General features: G+C 71.0%; 16 protein-coding genes and 3 tRNA genes. 10 read left to right on the top strand and 9 right to left on the bottom strand.

From position 1 onward, the window contains the following. Positions 1-14: 14 nt before the first annotated feature. Positions 15-1,118: a cyclophane-forming radical SAM peptide maturase AmcB gene (gene amcB / locus ACGFIQ_RS14710; protein WP_393244027.1), complete on the top strand. Its 1,104-nt coding sequence runs from the start codon at positions 15-17 to the stop codon at positions 1,116-1,118. After that, on the top strand, positions 1,087-1,314 hold the full coding sequence (gene amcA, locus ACGFIQ_RS14705; RefSeq protein WP_357068924.1) for a multiple cyclophane-containing RiPP AmcA: 228 nt from the start codon (positions 1,087-1,089) through the stop codon (positions 1,312-1,314). Before amcB ends, amcA begins: the two co-directional genes overlap by 32 nt. A gap of 127 nt (positions 1,315-1,441) precedes the next feature. Here amcA and ACGFIQ_RS14700 read toward each other — a convergent pair whose 3' ends face one another. Beyond that, positions 1,442-1,657 carry a DUF3073 domain-containing protein gene (locus ACGFIQ_RS14700; protein ID WP_030332207.1) on the bottom strand — a complete coding sequence of 72 codons (216 nt, stop codon included), beginning with the start codon at positions 1,655-1,657 and terminating at the stop codon, positions 1,442-1,444. Between the two features lie 300 nt (positions 1,658-1,957). Continuing rightward, positions 1,958-3,040 (bottom strand): Glu/Leu/Phe/Val dehydrogenase, encoded by a 1,083-nt coding sequence (locus ACGFIQ_RS14695; protein WP_393243714.1) that lies wholly within the window; start codon positions 3,038-3,040, stop codon positions 1,958-1,960. A gap of 193 nt (positions 3,041-3,233) precedes the next feature. Here ACGFIQ_RS14695 and ACGFIQ_RS14690 point away from each other — a divergent pair, with 193 nt between their 5' ends. Further along, entirely contained in the window at positions 3,234-4,073 is an 840-nt protein-coding gene (locus ACGFIQ_RS14690) for a hypothetical protein (protein WP_393243712.1), read from the top strand. Positions 4,074-4,324: 251 nt separating this feature from the next. After that, positions 4,325-4,534 carry a BldC family transcriptional regulator gene (locus tag ACGFIQ_RS14685; RefSeq protein ID WP_007073996.1) on the top strand — a complete coding sequence of 70 codons (210 nt, stop codon included), beginning with the start codon at positions 4,325-4,327 and terminating at the stop codon, positions 4,532-4,534. A gap of 137 nt (positions 4,535-4,671) precedes the next feature. On the opposite strand, the gene ACGFIQ_RS14680 is transcribed toward ACGFIQ_RS14685, so the two are convergent. Then, on the bottom strand, positions 4,672-5,061 hold the full coding sequence (locus tag ACGFIQ_RS14680) for a PPOX class F420-dependent oxidoreductase (RefSeq protein WP_357068919.1): 390 nt from the start codon (positions 5,059-5,061) through the stop codon (positions 4,672-4,674). 54 nt (positions 5,062-5,115) lie between these two features. On the opposite strand from ACGFIQ_RS14680, the gene ACGFIQ_RS14675 reads away from it, so the two are divergent. Next, complete coding sequence (locus ACGFIQ_RS14675; RefSeq protein ID WP_393243710.1) at positions 5,116-5,895, top strand: methyltransferase domain-containing protein; 780 nt, start codon at positions 5,116-5,118, stop codon at positions 5,893-5,895. A 43-nt stretch (positions 5,896-5,938) separates the two neighbouring features. On the opposite strand, the gene ACGFIQ_RS14670 is transcribed toward ACGFIQ_RS14675, so the two are convergent. Then, the gene (locus tag ACGFIQ_RS14670; RefSeq protein ID WP_393243708.1) at positions 5,939-6,226 is read right to left on the bottom strand and encodes a hypothetical protein; all 288 of its coding nucleotides are present in this window, start codon (positions 6,224-6,226) and stop codon (positions 5,939-5,941) included. 177 nt (positions 6,227-6,403) lie between these two features. On the opposite strand from ACGFIQ_RS14670, the gene ACGFIQ_RS14665 reads away from it, so the two are divergent. Together ACGFIQ_RS14665 and ACGFIQ_RS14660 are read left to right on the top strand one after the other, a co-directional pair. Then, positions 6,404-7,261, top strand: coding sequence for a 3-hydroxyacyl-CoA dehydrogenase family protein (locus ACGFIQ_RS14665; RefSeq protein ID WP_393243706.1), 858 nt, complete (start codon positions 6,404-6,406; stop codon positions 7,259-7,261). A 37-nt stretch (positions 7,262-7,298) separates the two neighbouring features. Continuing rightward, positions 7,299-8,042, top strand: a complete 744-nt coding sequence (locus ACGFIQ_RS14660; protein ID WP_393243704.1) for an enoyl-CoA hydratase/isomerase family protein — start codon at positions 7,299-7,301, stop codon at positions 8,040-8,042. Between the two features lie 66 nt (positions 8,043-8,108). On the opposite strand, the gene ACGFIQ_RS14655 is transcribed toward ACGFIQ_RS14660, so the two are convergent. Next, complete coding sequence (locus ACGFIQ_RS14655; RefSeq protein ID WP_393243702.1) at positions 8,109-9,452, bottom strand: ABC transporter substrate-binding protein; 1,344 nt, start codon at positions 9,450-9,452, stop codon at positions 8,109-8,111. Between the two features lie 156 nt (positions 9,453-9,608). Between ACGFIQ_RS14655 and ACGFIQ_RS14650 the strand changes: the two genes are divergently transcribed. Continuing rightward, positions 9,609-9,998: a hypothetical protein gene (locus ACGFIQ_RS14650; protein ID WP_393243700.1), complete on the top strand. Its 390-nt coding sequence runs from the start codon at positions 9,609-9,611 to the stop codon at positions 9,996-9,998. Positions 9,999-10,101: 103 nt separating this feature from the next. Then, the gene (locus ACGFIQ_RS14645) at positions 10,102-10,809 is read left to right on the top strand and encodes a DUF2786 domain-containing protein (protein ID WP_393243698.1); all 708 of its coding nucleotides are present in this window, start codon (positions 10,102-10,104) and stop codon (positions 10,807-10,809) included. Positions 10,810-10,942: 133 nt separating this feature from the next. Here ACGFIQ_RS14645 and ACGFIQ_RS14640 read toward each other — a convergent pair whose 3' ends face one another. Then, positions 10,943-11,470: an SRPBCC family protein gene (locus ACGFIQ_RS14640; protein WP_393243696.1), complete on the bottom strand. Its 528-nt coding sequence runs from the start codon at positions 11,468-11,470 to the stop codon at positions 10,943-10,945. Positions 11,471-11,636: 166 nt separating this feature from the next. Here ACGFIQ_RS14640 and ACGFIQ_RS14635 point away from each other — a divergent pair, with 166 nt between their 5' ends. Beyond that, complete coding sequence (locus ACGFIQ_RS14635; RefSeq protein ID WP_393243695.1) at positions 11,637-12,683, top strand: hypothetical protein; 1,047 nt, start codon at positions 11,637-11,639, stop codon at positions 12,681-12,683. A gap of 231 nt (positions 12,684-12,914) precedes the next feature. On the opposite strand, the gene ACGFIQ_RS14630 is transcribed toward ACGFIQ_RS14635, so the two are convergent. The 3 genes from ACGFIQ_RS14630 to ACGFIQ_RS14620 form a co-directional block, all read right to left on the bottom strand. Beyond that, positions 12,915-12,988 (bottom strand) — tRNA-Phe (locus ACGFIQ_RS14630). A gap of 100 nt (positions 12,989-13,088) precedes the next feature. Further along, positions 13,089-13,162, bottom strand: a tRNA-Asp gene (locus ACGFIQ_RS14625). Between the two features lie 31 nt (positions 13,163-13,193). Further along, a tRNA-Glu gene (locus ACGFIQ_RS14620) sits at positions 13,194-13,266 on the bottom strand. Between the last annotated feature and the right edge of the window lie 80 nt (positions 13,267-13,346).

Raw genomic sequence — 13,346 nt, 5'->3', positions numbered from 1 at the left:
AGGCGTTCAGCGGGATGCGCGGTCTGGCGGCCGTCCCGTCGTACGTCGTCATGCAGCCGACCACCCTCTGCAACCTGGACTGCGCTTATTGTTATCTGCCGTTTCGGGCCCTCGATCGGCGGATGCCGGTGGCGGTGGCCGCTGCGGTCGCGGCGGCGGTCAACCCCTGGGCGACGGCCGGCCGGTTCTCGGTGGTCTGGCACGGCGGTGAGCCGCTGGCGGCCGGCCGGGAGCACCTGGCCGACCTGATGGCGCCGTTCGGGCCCGAGGTCGAGCATCACGTGCAGACCAACGCCACGTTGATCGACGACGAGTGGTGCGCCTTCTTCGCCCGGCACGAGATGCGGGTGAGCGTGAGCGTGGACGGGCCGCGGGCACGCAACGGTGACCGCGTCAACCGGGGTGGCCAGCCGGCGTACGACCGGATCCTGCGGGGCGTCGCCGCGCTGCGGCGGCACGACCTGCCCTTCTCCGCGCTGGCCGTGGTCTCCCGACCGGAGCCGGGGCTGGCCACCGAGCTGTACGACTACTTCCTCGACCTGGGCTGCGACGTGTTGGGCATCAACATCGAGGAGACCGAAGGGGTCAACACCCGCGACAACAGCCACGACCCGGCGGCGGTGACCGGCTTCTGGGCCGAGTTGGTCGCGGCCTGGCGGCGGGAGCCCCGGATCCACCTGCGCGAGATCGAGTGGTCGCTGCGTTACGCCGCGGCCGTGCTCGACGACACGACCGACGGGGTGCTGCCCCGTCACCTGGATCCGATCCCGACGATCGGTCACGACGGCTCGGTGATCGTGCTGTCCCCGGAGTTGGGCGGTTTCACCGACCCTCACTACGGCGACTTCAGCAGCGGCAACGTGCTGACGACCCCACTGGCGGAGATCCTCGCGGGTGCGTCGGCCACGCCGTGGGTCGGCGAGTTCCTGGCTGGTGTGGAGGCGTGCCGGGCCTCCTGCCCGTACTTCGGCTTCTGCGGGGGTGGCCACGCCGCCAACCGATACTTCGAGCTGGGGCGTTTTGACGGTACCGAGACAGAGCACTGCCGCAACAGCAAGATCCGCCTATTGGAGGGAGTGTTGGAGCATGCCCGAGACCACCAGTCACCGGCGCCCTGAGCGCGAAGCGGACGACGGCGTCACCGAACGGGTGCGGGAGGCGGGCCCTGCTCTCGTCGCGCTGCTGCAGGAGGCCGAAGACGCGCGGAGGCTGCGCTCCGAGGTTTCGGGAGGCGACGGCACCAGCGCGGTCTGCGCCTGGAACCACTTCGAGAACATCCCGACGTTCTACAACTGGAACAACCGCCCACGCTGAGGTTAGCCGCGATCGGGGGCCTGTCGAGCGACCGGAGTGTCGGTCGGGTCAGGCCCCTGATCGTCGGCAACTGCACAGGACGTGCGTGAGCACGCGGGAGTGCCGCGTGCTCAGTTGCGTCGAGAGGTCAGCGGGTCGGACGGACCCAGGGATCCGGATCGTCGTCCGCGTGATCCTCATCATCGTCGTCGACGAACTCTTTAGAGTCGTCGTCGAAGTGGTGCTCAGACTTACCAGCACCCGCCAGTTCGCGCTGCAAGGCGGTGAGGTCGGTGTTCGGGGAGTGGTACTTCAACTCCCGGGCCACCTTCGTCTGCTTGGCCTTAGCACGGCCGCGCCCCATGGCTCGACCCCCTCGCACAGAATGCGGGGCAGCCCGAAGGCGGGCCCCGATGACGTCAGGCATCTCTCGTGGCTCTTACGGTACATGGGGATGCCATCGTTCGGCACCTCGGGTTACCGTCAGCCGGCTCTGCGCGTCGCGTCGATCCGACCGTCACCCAGTGTACCGGGTAAGGAGCGGATCGGTTAGCACCCGTGACACCGGACAAACCGCATCAAAGTTGACCCGACTTCAGCTTACCCACCCGCGTCGGCCACGGAGGCCCGGAGGCGGATCCGGTCGACCCGCCTCCGGGAATACTCAGCGCAGGTGGATCCCGCGCAGCCGGCCGATGTCCGCCATCCGCCGCTCCGCCAGCCGGTCGGCAGCCACCGCCGGCGGCACACCCTCGGCGTCGGCCATGCGCAGGATCTCGCGGGTGGTGTCGTAGATCCGGGTCGCCCGCAGCTTCGCCCGCTCGAAGTTGAAGCCCTCGATCTCGTCGGCCACCTGGATGACGCCGCCCGCGTTGACGACGTAGTCCGGCGCGTAGAGGATGCCCCGGTCGGCCAGCAGCTTCTCGATGCCCGGGTGGGCGAGCTGGTTGTTGGCCGCACCGGCCACCACCTTGGCGCGCAGCGCCGGCACGGTGTCGTCGTTCAGAGCGCCACCCAGCGCGCAGGGCGCGTACACGTCGATGTCCGCGGCGGCCAGGGTGCTGGAATCGTCGATCAGGGTGACCTGCGGGTGGTTGGTGCGCACCCAGGCCAGCGCCTTCGGGTTGACGTCGGTGGCGACCACCTCGGCGCCATCGTCGAGCAGGTGCCCGGTGAGGTACTTGCCGACCTTGCCCAACCCGGCCACACCGACCCGCCGACCCCGCAGGCTCGGGGTGCCCCAGAGGTGCTCGGCGGCCGCCCGCATGCCCTGGAAGACGCCCCAGGCGGTGAGGATCGACGAGTCACCGGCGCCGCCGTGCTCCACGCTGCGCCCGGTCACGTAGCGGGTCTCCCGGGCCACGACGTCCATGTCCGCCACGTACGTGCCGACGTCGCAGGCGGTGTAGTAGCGACCGCCCAGCGACTCCACGAAGCGACCGTACGCGCGCAGCAGCGCCTCGCTCTTGATCTGCTCCGGGTCGCCCCAGATGACGGCCTTGCCACCGCCCAGGTCCAGACCGGCAAGCGCGTTCTTGTACGCCATTCCGCGGGACAGGTCGAGCACGTCGGCGAGGGCGTCCTCCTCGCTGGCGTACGGGTAGAAGCGGGTGCCGCCGAGCGCCGGCCCCAGGGCCGTGGAGTAGATCCCGATGATCGCCTTCAGGCCGCTCTGCTTGTCCTGGCAGAAGACGACCTGTTCGTGACCTGTCGATACCGGGTCGTCGGTGCTGGCGAATACGCCCATGGTTGGCTCCTGGAGTGGTGTGCGCCCTTGTGGGACGCGGACCTGGCGGACGCCGGCGGGGATGCTGCCGGTGTGATCGAGCCTAGTATCGGCCGCCCTGTCGGTGCTCGACGCGCCGTCGCCGTCCCACGTTGCGGCGCGCGTGGTCCGGCCGCTGACCGCGTACGGCTGCGGTTCGTGGGAGGATCGCGCCGTGCCGTCGCTCTTCGCTTCTTACCTGCGCGTGTACGAACCGTTGACCGCCTTCGACCGAGACCGGCAGAGCTACTGGCGCCGCTATGTCTCGGAGGGGCGGGCGGTGGCCCCGGTCGAGGGTCCCGGTCGGCAGCGGACGGCGGTGATCGAGGCGCTGGGCGCTGGCTGGACCCGGCTGCCGGACCTGCCGGAGGAGGCGTACGTCCTGGAGACGGACGACAGCCTGCTGGTCTGCCCGTGGAACCTGCGGATCCGGGTCGCTGAGGCCGCCCTCAGCGCTCGGGACGGGGTGCCCTCGGTGCTCGCCGACGCCTTCGTGCCGCCGGTGCTCGCCGGGCAGGCCAGGGCGGTGGTCGACGACTGGCGCAGCGGAGCCCGGGTGTTGGAGCACGGTGTGCCCCGGGTGCACGAGCAGATCGCCACGTGGGGAGTGCCGCTGCGCTGGTTCGTGCTCTTCGAGCCGGCCGAACGGGACCTGGTCACCGAGCCGGGTCGACGGGCGCTGCGCTACCGCACGGAGATCTCCAAGGCCCGCCGTCGGTCGTCCCGGGCGCTGTCGGTGTTGCGCAAGTCGGTGGGCGAGGCGCCGATCACCGAGGCGGTGGAGGAGGCGGCGCGCTGGCTGGAGGAGTTCCATCCCCGATCGGTTGTCGAACTGGACTACGGCGGCCTGGTCGATCTTCTTTCCAACGAGACTCTCGCGGCGGACGACTCGCCCGAGTTGGTCGCCAACGGCCTGGCGGGGCTGTCGCGCGGTGAGGCCGAGGAGGCGTCCGCCGCGTACGACAAGCTGGTGGCCCGGTGGCGCGCGGTGCAGCTGTTGGAGCGGTGCAATTAAGGACAAATGCCCGTAGGAGCGCTCCCAAAGTGAGGCGTGCTCGTAGTTGACGCATCACGAACCGTGATCATGAGTCCGAATAAGGTGGTTTCTGCCGTGTAAAAGTCGTAAAAATCGGGCATGGTTCATCCGTCCGTCTAGGGACCTTCATCCGTTCGGCCCATGTCGGACATCGGGGACTAGCCGGACCATGGGAGACGCGTCGGCCGGCGGGACCCCGGCCGATGTCTATACATGTGGAGGAGTGACCGATGGCATCGCGAACGCACGAACCAGAGCCGCTACTCACGCCGGCCGAGGTGGCGTCGATGTTCCGTGTCGACCCGAAGACGGTGACCCGGTGGGCCAAGGCGGGCAAGCTCAGTGCCATCCGCACCCTGGGTGGTCACCGTCGATACCGCGAGTCGGAGGTCAGGGCGCTGTTGCAGGGCCAGATCCCGCAGCAGCGGCAGGGTGACTGAGCGGCACAATTTTTCCGGTCAGGGGCGGTGGATCTCGATCCGCCGCCCCTTTCCATGCCCGACCGAGGTCCGACCGCCCTCAGCGCCGGCCCTCGGCCAGGGTCGCCCTCAGCGCCGGCCCTCGGCCAGGGTCGCCCTCAGCGCCGGCCCTCGGCCAGCGTCACGCGGATGCCGACGGTGCCGCCCTCGCCGCGGCGCAGCCGGCTGCCCAGCAGGCTCAACCGGCCGATCACGCGGTACTTGTGCTTGAGCAGGTCGCGAATCCGGCCGGTGTCACCGCCGCCACAGATCGTCGCGTGGGCCGGCACCTCCGCCCCGTGCGGACGCCCCCGCACGTCGCAGGGCGCCAGGGTCACGTCGCCGTTGTTGCGGATCCGTTTGACCTTGCCGGAGTCGGCCCGGGTCCAGACCGCCAGAGCCTCGCCGTCGCGGACCGCCCAGACCGGGGTCGGCACCGCCCGACCGTCCTTGCGGAAGGTCGTGAGCAGGAGGTATTTCTCGGCGGACAGCCGGTCCAGCATGGTCACGCCGCCAGGATACGACCGCTGCGGGCAATCCAGTGGCCGGATAGCGTGAACGCCGTGACGGGCGAGCCTCAAATCGGTGACGTGGTCGGTGAGCTGCTGCGGGACACGTTTGCCGTGGCCACCGGGGTGGGCCCTCGGCCGCTGGTCGGCGGTCGACTTCCGCGGCCGGTCATCGAGATCATCGAGCGGGACGACGGGCTGATCAACGGCGCGCCGGCCGCGCACTACCTGGACGGGCCGCAGGAGTGGCAGCCGTACGACCACCGGGCGGTGGACCGGGTCCGCGGCGAGACGCTCGACATCGGCACCGGCGCCGGCCGGATCGCGCTGCTGCTCCAGGAGCGCGGGATACCGGTCACCGGGCTGGACACCTCCGCGGGGGCGCTGGCGGTCAGCCGGCGTCGCGGCGTGCGACGGGTGGTGCACGGCACCGTGGACACGCACGTCGCCGACGGTCACCGGTACGACACGTTCCTGCTGCTCGGCAACAACCTCGGGCTGTTCGAGGGCCGGCAGCGTGCCCCCGGGTTCCTGGCCGCGCTCGCCGCGCTGGCCCGGCCGGGCGCGCAGATCATCGCGCATGGCACCGACCCGTACGGCACCCGCGACCCGCTGCACACCGGCTACCACGAGCGCAACCGCCGTCGGGGCCGGCTCGGCGGGCAGTTGCGGCTCCGGCTGCGCTACCGCGAGCTGAGCACCGAATGGTTCGACTACCTGGTCTGTTCGGCTGACGAGTTCGCCGCACTCGTGCACGGCACGGGGTGGCGGCTGACCGATGTGGACGACCGGGACGCTCCCTACTACCTGGCCACCCTGCGCCTCGCCGACTGAGCGACGGCCCCCGCGCGACGCTGCGCAGGGGCCGTCGTACAGCTCAGACCTGGACGGTCGGGGGAAGCTCCTCGGGCGGCATGCCGCCGTCGCCGTCGACCACCTCGTCCGGGGTGCCGTCCTCGTCGATGTCGACCATGGTGATGTCCACCTTGCCGTCACCATCGGTGTCGAACTGGAACAGGTCGGCCTTGCCGTCGCCGTCGGTGTCCACCACCCACACGTCGGTCTTGCCGTCGTTGTTGGTGTCGGCGCGCAGCAGCTCGACCCGCTCGTCGCCTCGGGTCTCCACGATCTCGGAGTCGGTGACGCTCTCCGGTGCCTGGCTCATGTCGACTGGTTCCTTCCCTTGGTTGACGGGCCGTCATTACCCGATCCCGCGCTCCCCCAAGCATGGGCCGGGTCGTCGAGCTGTCTAGGGTCGCACCATGAGCGAGCGGAACGGGCGAGACAACCAGCTCGGTGTGGCGGGGACCCCGCGCGCCGGCGGCTGGGACAGGGAGGCGTGATGGGCGGACGTTTCGTGGTCGTCGGTGCCGGCACGATGGGACTCGGCATCGCGTACGTGGCGGCCGGAGCCGGGCACGCCGTCGAGGTGGTCGAGGTGGATCCGGAGCGGGGCGCCACGGCGCTGAACCGGCTCGCCGAGCTGTGGGAACGAGCCGTGCAGCGCGGGAAGCTGAGCGCCGACGAGGCCGCCGCGCACCGGCAGCGGGTCACGCTGCGCCCGACGCTCGCCGAGGTCGCCCCCGCCCCCGACGTGATCGTGGAGGCGGTGCCGGAGCGACTCGACCTGAAGCGGGCGGTGCTGCGCGACGCCGCTGCGCTGCGCCCGGCGCTGCTGGCCAGCAACACCTCCAGCATCGCCATCGGTGAGCTGGCCGCCGGGCTGGACGCGCCCGAGCGCTTCCTCGGCCTGCACTTCTTCAACCCGGTCTGGGCGATGACGCTCCTGGAGATCGTGGTCGGCCCGGCCACCGCCGAGGAGACCACCGCCGCGGCCGTCGTACTCGCCGGCCGGTTGGGCAAGGACCCCGTCGTCGTACGCGACCTGCCCGGCTTCGCCACCTCCCGACTCGGGGTGACCCTCGGGCTGGAGGCGATCCGGATGGTCGCCGACGGGGTGGCCAGTCCCGCCGACATCGACAAGGCGATGGTGTTGGGATACCGGCACCCGATCGGGCCGTTGGAGCTCACCGACCTGGTCGGCCTCGACGTGCGGCTGGACATCGCCCGTACCCTCCAGGCGGCGTACGGGGACCGCTTCGCGCCGCCGCCGCTGCTCGTGGAGATGGTGGACGAGGGGCGGCTGGGCAAGAAGTCGGGGCACGGCTTCTACCTGTGGAACGACGGGGTCAAGCAGTGAGCGCGCTCGCGAGCCCCAACGAGAGGTGGGCGGGGCAGTGACCGGGCTGCGGATCGAGGAGCGGCCGGACCGGCTGGTGGTGACCCTGGACCGGCCGGAGAGGCGCAACGCCATCGACGCCGACCTGATCGCCGAGCTGCACCAGGTCTGCGCCGAGTTGGAGGCCCGTCCCCGGCTGCTGCTGCTCACCGGTGGCACGGCCGGCATCTTCGCCGGTGGCGCCGACATCGCCCAACTCCGGGAGCGGGGCCGCACGGACGCCCTGGCCGCGATCAACTCCGCCGCCTTCGCTCGGATCCGGGCGCTGCCGATGCCCACGGTGGCCGCCGTCGACGGCCCGGCGCTGGGCGGTGGCGCGGAGCTGGCGTACGCCTGCGATTTGCGGGTGTGCACGGCGCGGGCGGTCTTCGGCCAGCCGGAGGTGCGGTTGGGCATCCTGGCCGGCGCTGGCGCGACCCACCGGCTACCCGCGTTGATCGGTGAGGGCCGGGCCAAGGAGCTGCTGTTCACCGGGCGGCGGGTGGACGCCGCTGAGGCGCTGCGCATCGGCCTGGTGAACCGGGTGGTGGACGAGCCCGACGAGCTGCTCACGGTGGCCCACGCGCTGCTGGACGAGATCGCCCTGGGCTCGTCGCTGGCGCTGCGGTTGACCAAACTGGCGGTGGACGCGCCCGCCGCCGCGCACCCCCACCTCGATCTGGTCAGCCAGGCGGTGCTCTTCGAGGATGAGGAGAAGCACCGGCGGATGACCGAGTTCCTGGAGCGCCGCCGGCCGCGCTGATTCCGGGAAACGAAACGGCCGCACCGACGCTCGCGCCGGTGCGGCCGTTTGCTGCTTCTGGTGGTGCTACTGCCGGATCTGCACTCCGCTGTCGGCCAGCGAACGGATCACCGAGGCCGACTCGCCGAAGCCGATGATCAGTACGGCGTCCGCGCCGAAGTCCTTGATCTCCTTGGCGCCACCGGAGAAGTCCACCGGGGGAGCCTTGGCGTCGGCGGGCGGCTCGTAGGTGAGCAGCTTGAGGCGGTCACCAGCGATGCCGGCCTTCTCCAACTCGTCGCGGACCGTGCCCTGGAGGCCCTCACCGTAGGAGTCCTTGCGGGCGACGATGACGATCTTCTGCGATCCGTCGCGGAGGATGACGTCGGCAAGCGCCCGGCCCTGGAGGCTGTCCGGCGGTGCGGTGCGGAAGTAGAGGCCACCGTCGTCCACGTCGGTCAGGCTGCTGTCGGTGTTGGACGGGGAGAAGAGGATCTTCCCGGCCTGCACCACGTCCGGCAGCACCGCCCGGGAGATGCCCGAACCACCCGCGCCGATGATCACACTGACGCCGCCCGTCACGTGCCTGGCCACCGTCGCCTTGGCCACCACCGGGCTGGTGCCGTCGTCACCCTCGACCCACGTCACCGGCTTGCCCAGTGCGCCACCGGCGGCGTTGATCTCCCTGATCGCCAGCGCGGCACCGGCCGCCATCGGCGGGTAGGCGATCGCCAGGTCACCGGTCTTCGGCAGCAGGCCGCCCAGGATCAGCGGCTTCTGGTCGGGGTCGGCGGTCGGCCGCTGCTTCTTCGGCTTCGGTGGCGTCTTGGTGCTCGCCGCCGACTCGATGCCCGCACCGACGAACTCGGTCTTGCCGTCGTTGATCTGCTGCCCGTCGAAGGTCAGCGTGGCGTAGCTCGCGGTGGCCGGCTCACCCTTGTCGGTGAAGCCCGCCCGGGTCAGCGAAACGCCACGGTACTCGATGTCCTGCCCGGCACGGGCCAGCGCGAGGCAACTGGCCGCGTCCTCGCAGCGCTGCCCGTCGTTGGTCACGGCGACGATCTGCTTGGCGATGGCAGCCGGGTCGGTGCTCCCGGCCAGTTGGGCGGCGAGCACGGCGACCACCACCGCGTCGTACGTCTCGGCGGAGTACACGTAGTCCGTCAGCGCCGGATTGACGGTCCGTAGCCGGCTCTTGAAGTCGTCGGGCAGCGGAACGAGTGGCGTGGTGCCCTTCATTCCGTCGACGAGACTTGCACGTTCCTTCAACTCCGCTGGATAGGAGTTGAGCATGTTGCCGTCCGTGCCATAGAGGCGCACCTGTTGGGCGCTGGGCTCCTTGGCCTTGTCATCCCCGCAGGCGCTTGTGGCGAGCAGGATCGTCGCGCAGGCAGCCAGTGTGGCCACCCGCGAACGGCGTGATACGAGCATGGTCGTCCTTCCTCCGGCGAAGGTCCGCTGCGCACATTAGCGTGCCGGGGCCATCGGCGGGACCGTGGAGGTGGCGTAATGCGCAGGTAGCTCGCGTTGAACACGGACAGTGACGGTCATCCGGATCGCTTGACCGCCCGTCCTACTGTGCGCAGCGTGACGGACCTACCACAGCAGACGTTCGACGACGCGACCGCCGTGCTCCACTCGGCGCTGACCGGGGATGGGGACGCCGTGGTGGGAGCATTCGACGCGGTCGTCGACCGGGCCGGCCTCAGCGGCGCGTACGGGGTGGCCTGGTGCCTGGCCGCGACGATGGTCGGCGACGCGCCAGCGGCCAGCGGAGCGGCGCTCGACTTCCCGGGAATCGACCAGGCCGACTACGACACCCGCTGGGTGGCCCGCTTCGTCAGCGCGTACGCCAATCGCGACGAACCGACAGGCGAGGCGCTGTTCGGCGCCGCGGCGGCCGACGGGCTGCTCCCCGCCTGCCTCCTCACCCTCGCCGGCTCGACGATCGCCACCCTGCGCAGCCGCGCCGAGTGATCTGACCGCCGGGCCGCGGCGTCCGCCGGGCCACTCGGAGCGCGTGGTACGCGATCGTCCCGCGACCCCGGTGGTGTCCGACCCGTGTGATAGCTCTGTAGCCATGTCCGAGGCGATGCTGAGCAAGGTGCGCAAGCTGCTCGCCCAGGCTGAGGACCCAGCCTGCACACCCGCCGAGGCGGAGGCGTTCACCGCCAAGGCGACCGAGTTGATCGCCCGTTACGGCGTGGACCGAGCGCTGCTCGCCGTCCGTGACCCGACCACCGACCCGGTCGGCGACCGGGTCCTGGAGATCGTCGCCCCGTACGCCCGCGACAAGGTCGGTCTGCTCGCCGCGGTCGCCGAACCACTACGCTGCCGCTGCGTACGCCGCCGGCAGGGCAACGGCTTCACGCTGCACCTGTTCGGCTTCGCCAGCGACCTGGAACGGGTCGACCTGCTCTTCACCTCACTGCTCGTGCAGGCGGCGCACGGCCTGGCCGCCACCGAGGTGCCCGCGGACGACCATCCCGCCGCCTTCCGCCGGTCCTGGTTGGCCGGTTTCGCGGAGGTGATCGGGGGTCGACTCTGGGCGGCGGAGACGGCGGCGGCCAGCGAGTCGGGGGCTCCGTCGGTGGCGCTGGTGCTGGCTGACCGGTCCGACCGGGTGCAGCGGCGGCTCACCGAGGAATACCCGCGGCTGCGCACCGCACCGCCACGCAGGCTGGGCGGCACCGGCTTCGGGTCGGGGGCGGAGGCTGGCCGCCATGCGCATCTGGGTGGTCGCGACATCGGTGGCGACACCGCCCGGGCACGGCAACTCGGCCGCTGACAAGCCCGTGCCGGCTGGGCCCTGCGGTGACCGTGTGCCGGCTCGGCCCAGAACAGCCGGATGTCGGCTCGGCCTCCGCGTGTGGGGGCGAGGGCCGGGTGGTTCGGCTTGCGGCGACCGTTGGCGCTGAGGGTCAGGCGGAGGTGGTGGGCTGGTGGCGCGACACCGTCGCGACGTAGCGGGTGAGCAGCTCGTGCCAGCCGGCGGTGAGCGCCTCGCGGTATCCTTCGGCCGCCTCGCCGTGCCTGTCGAAGTGCCGGTGCTCCAACTCGACCCGGGTGCGCTCCGGCCCTTCGGAATGGAACAACACCTCGACCTCGCTCGCGCGGGCCGGGTCCGGCACCGGTGCCCGGTCGGGGCCGATCTGCCAGACGAAGACCAACCGGCGCGGCGGGTCCCAGGTGAGCACCCGACCCCAGTCGGAGCGGAAGCCGTACGGGCCGATCTCGTAGAGCATCCCGCCAGTCCGCGGCTCCATGCCCAGCTCAGCGAGGGCGTCCGGGCCGGACCAGGTGTATTCGGTGACCCACCAGTCGGCCAACTCGTCGGTGAAGACCGCGAACGCGTGCTCGGCGGACACCGGGACGCGGAGGCTGCACCGTAAGGAGAACCGGTCGCCGTCCTGCCGGATGTCGGCCGGATCAGTTTTTTCCTGTCCCATAGGCCCGGACCATACCGTCTGATGCCCGCGTGTGCAGCTTGGTGTTGCGCCTGCTTCGGACACGGGGTGGCCGATCCCTCACGGACGGGATGCTCCGCCGGAAAGCGGGTACCCGCGCCGAACGGCCCGGACGACCGGGCCGGTGTGTGCAGGCGGGTGGGAGAGCATGAGCGAGAGCGCGCAGCAGCGGGAGTCGGGCCACGGGGACCCGGATGTCCTTCTCGACATTCCGAGGGTCTCCGTCGACTCGATCCGGCTGGCGGTCGACGGACTGGACGCCGACCTGTCGCTGCGGGCCCGGGTGGCCAACCTGATCCAGGTCGACGCCGGCGTACGGGTGCACCTGAGCGGCGCCGAGCTGGACATCGACGGGGTGCACGCCGAGGCGCAGCTGCGGGTGCGGTTGGAGCAGTTGACCATGATCCTCGGGCGGGCACTCGACACACTCGACCACAACCCGCAGCTCATCGAGGCGCTCGCCCGAACGGCTGTCACCGCCCTCGACGACGTGAACCCTGGGGTACCACAGCCGGACCCCGGGGCCACGGCGGTCGGGGCGCGCCGCCCCGGCGGCTTACTCGACGGGCCGGGCCAGCAGGTGAGGATGGGGCGGCCGGGCTCGGGGCCGCCTGTTGGAAGCGCCACGCCTCAGGCTGGTGGCCCGGGGCCCAGCGCTGGAGGACCCGGTTCTCGGGCCGGTGGCCCTGCGTCGGGGGAACAGGTACGACCGGAGTCCGGCGGAACGCAGGGCCGTCATCCGGCAGGCCGGCGGCACGGGGAGCGGCACCACCCCGAAGGGCAGCGCCCCGCAGGCCCCGGCGATAGGCAGCAGCCGGCAGGCCCCGGCGGTGGGCAGCAGCCGGCCGACCCCGGTGATAGGCAGCGGCCAGCGGGTCCGGGTGATGGGTCGCGATCGGCAGGCCCAGACGGTGGGCAGCGATCGGCCGGGGCGGCTCGGGGGACCGAGGGCCCGGCGGGGTCGTCGACCGCGCAGCCTCGTAGCCAATCCGATCAGTCGCCCGCCCCACGCCCGAGCGCGTCCGGAGATGGGGACGGCGGCAGCGGTCCGCTGGGTGGGGCGCAGGCAGCAGCGCAGAGCGCGGCCCAGTTCGCCGAGCAGGCAGGGGAGACACTGCGCCAGGCCGGGCGCAGCGTGTGGGAGGCGATCCAGAGCGGCATGGCGCAGCACCGCCAGCAGGGCCGCGACGGCTGACCGCCGCACAGCGTCACGGCCGCACGGCCGCACCCGCCACCAACTCATGATCGACTCGGTTTTTGGCAAAATCGGGGCATCCCGCACACGCCCGGATGCCCCGATTTTCGGGAAGTGGAGTGGATCACATTCCGGCGGCCGAAGGTCGTCGGTGAAAAAGGCGCCCCAACAGCAAGATCCCCACCTGCGTTTCCGCTGGTGGGGACCTCTGTAGCCCGGCGAAAGGCTATGTGGCCAGGGGCGGGGTCGAACCGCCGACCTTCCGATTTTCAGTCGGACGCTCGTACCAACTGAGCTACCTGGCCGTACTGCTCGGCCCATGTTACCCGGCAACCGGACGAACCGGCGGCAAGGGCGACATGCTCCGATACGCAGAACGCCGCGCGAGGCGCGGCGTCAGCGCTGCGGTCCTGACGGGACTTGAACCCGCGACCTCCGCCTTGACAGGGCGGCGAGCACTCCAACTGCTCCACAGGACCTAGCTTGTGTTGCTCCGGCTTGCGCCGGTCGTGCCCCCAACGGGATTCGAACCCGTGCTACCGCCTTGAAAGGGCGGCGTCCTGGGCCGCTAGACGATGAGGGCGGCCCCGCCATCATTGCACATTGGCAACTTCAAGCGGACTTGCTCCCATCCGGCCCCGCCGGAGGCTTGGAAAGCATACG

This window comes from Micromonospora sp. NPDC048898 (genome assembly GCF_043198035.1).
GTDB lineage: Bacteria > Actinomycetota > Actinomycetes > Mycobacteriales > Micromonosporaceae > Micromonospora.
Note: the sequence above shows the minus strand (reverse complement) of the source record. Positions and strands in the feature narration are given on the sequence as shown.

Excerpts from the sequence above, each read along its gene's own strand:
- amcB (WP_393244027.1), top strand. The coding sequence starts at position 15 with ATGCGCGGTCTGGCGGCCGTCCCGTCGTACGTCGTCATGCAGCCGACC.
- amcA (WP_357068924.1), top strand. The coding sequence starts at position 1,087 with ATGCCCGAGACCACCAGTCACCGGCGCCCTGAGCGCGAAGCGGACGAC.
- ACGFIQ_RS14700 (WP_030332207.1), bottom strand. The coding sequence starts at position 1,657 with ATGGGGCGCGGCCGTGCTAAGGCCAAGCAGACGAAGGTGGCCCGGGAG.
- ACGFIQ_RS14695 (WP_393243714.1), bottom strand. The coding sequence starts at position 3,040 with ATGGGCGTATTCGCCAGCACCGACGACCCGGTATCGACAGGTCACGAA.
- ACGFIQ_RS14685 (WP_007073996.1), top strand. The coding sequence starts at position 4,325 with ATGGCATCGCGAACGCACGAACCAGAGCCGCTACTCACGCCGGCCGAG.
- ACGFIQ_RS14670 (WP_393243708.1), bottom strand. The coding sequence starts at position 6,226 with ATGAGCCAGGCACCGGAGAGCGTCACCGACTCCGAGATCGTGGAGACC.
- ACGFIQ_RS14665 (WP_393243706.1), top strand. The coding sequence starts at position 6,404 with ATGGGCGGACGTTTCGTGGTCGTCGGTGCCGGCACGATGGGACTCGGC.
- ACGFIQ_RS14655 (WP_393243702.1), bottom strand. The coding sequence starts at position 9,452 with ATGCTCGTATCACGCCGTTCGCGGGTGGCCACACTGGCTGCCTGCGCG.
- ACGFIQ_RS14645 (WP_393243698.1), top strand. The coding sequence starts at position 10,102 with ATGTCCGAGGCGATGCTGAGCAAGGTGCGCAAGCTGCTCGCCCAGGCT.
- ACGFIQ_RS14640 (WP_393243696.1), bottom strand. The coding sequence starts at position 11,470 with ATGGGACAGGAAAAAACTGATCCGGCCGACATCCGGCAGGACGGCGAC.
- ACGFIQ_RS14635 (WP_393243695.1), top strand. The coding sequence starts at position 11,637 with ATGAGCGAGAGCGCGCAGCAGCGGGAGTCGGGCCACGGGGACCCGGAT.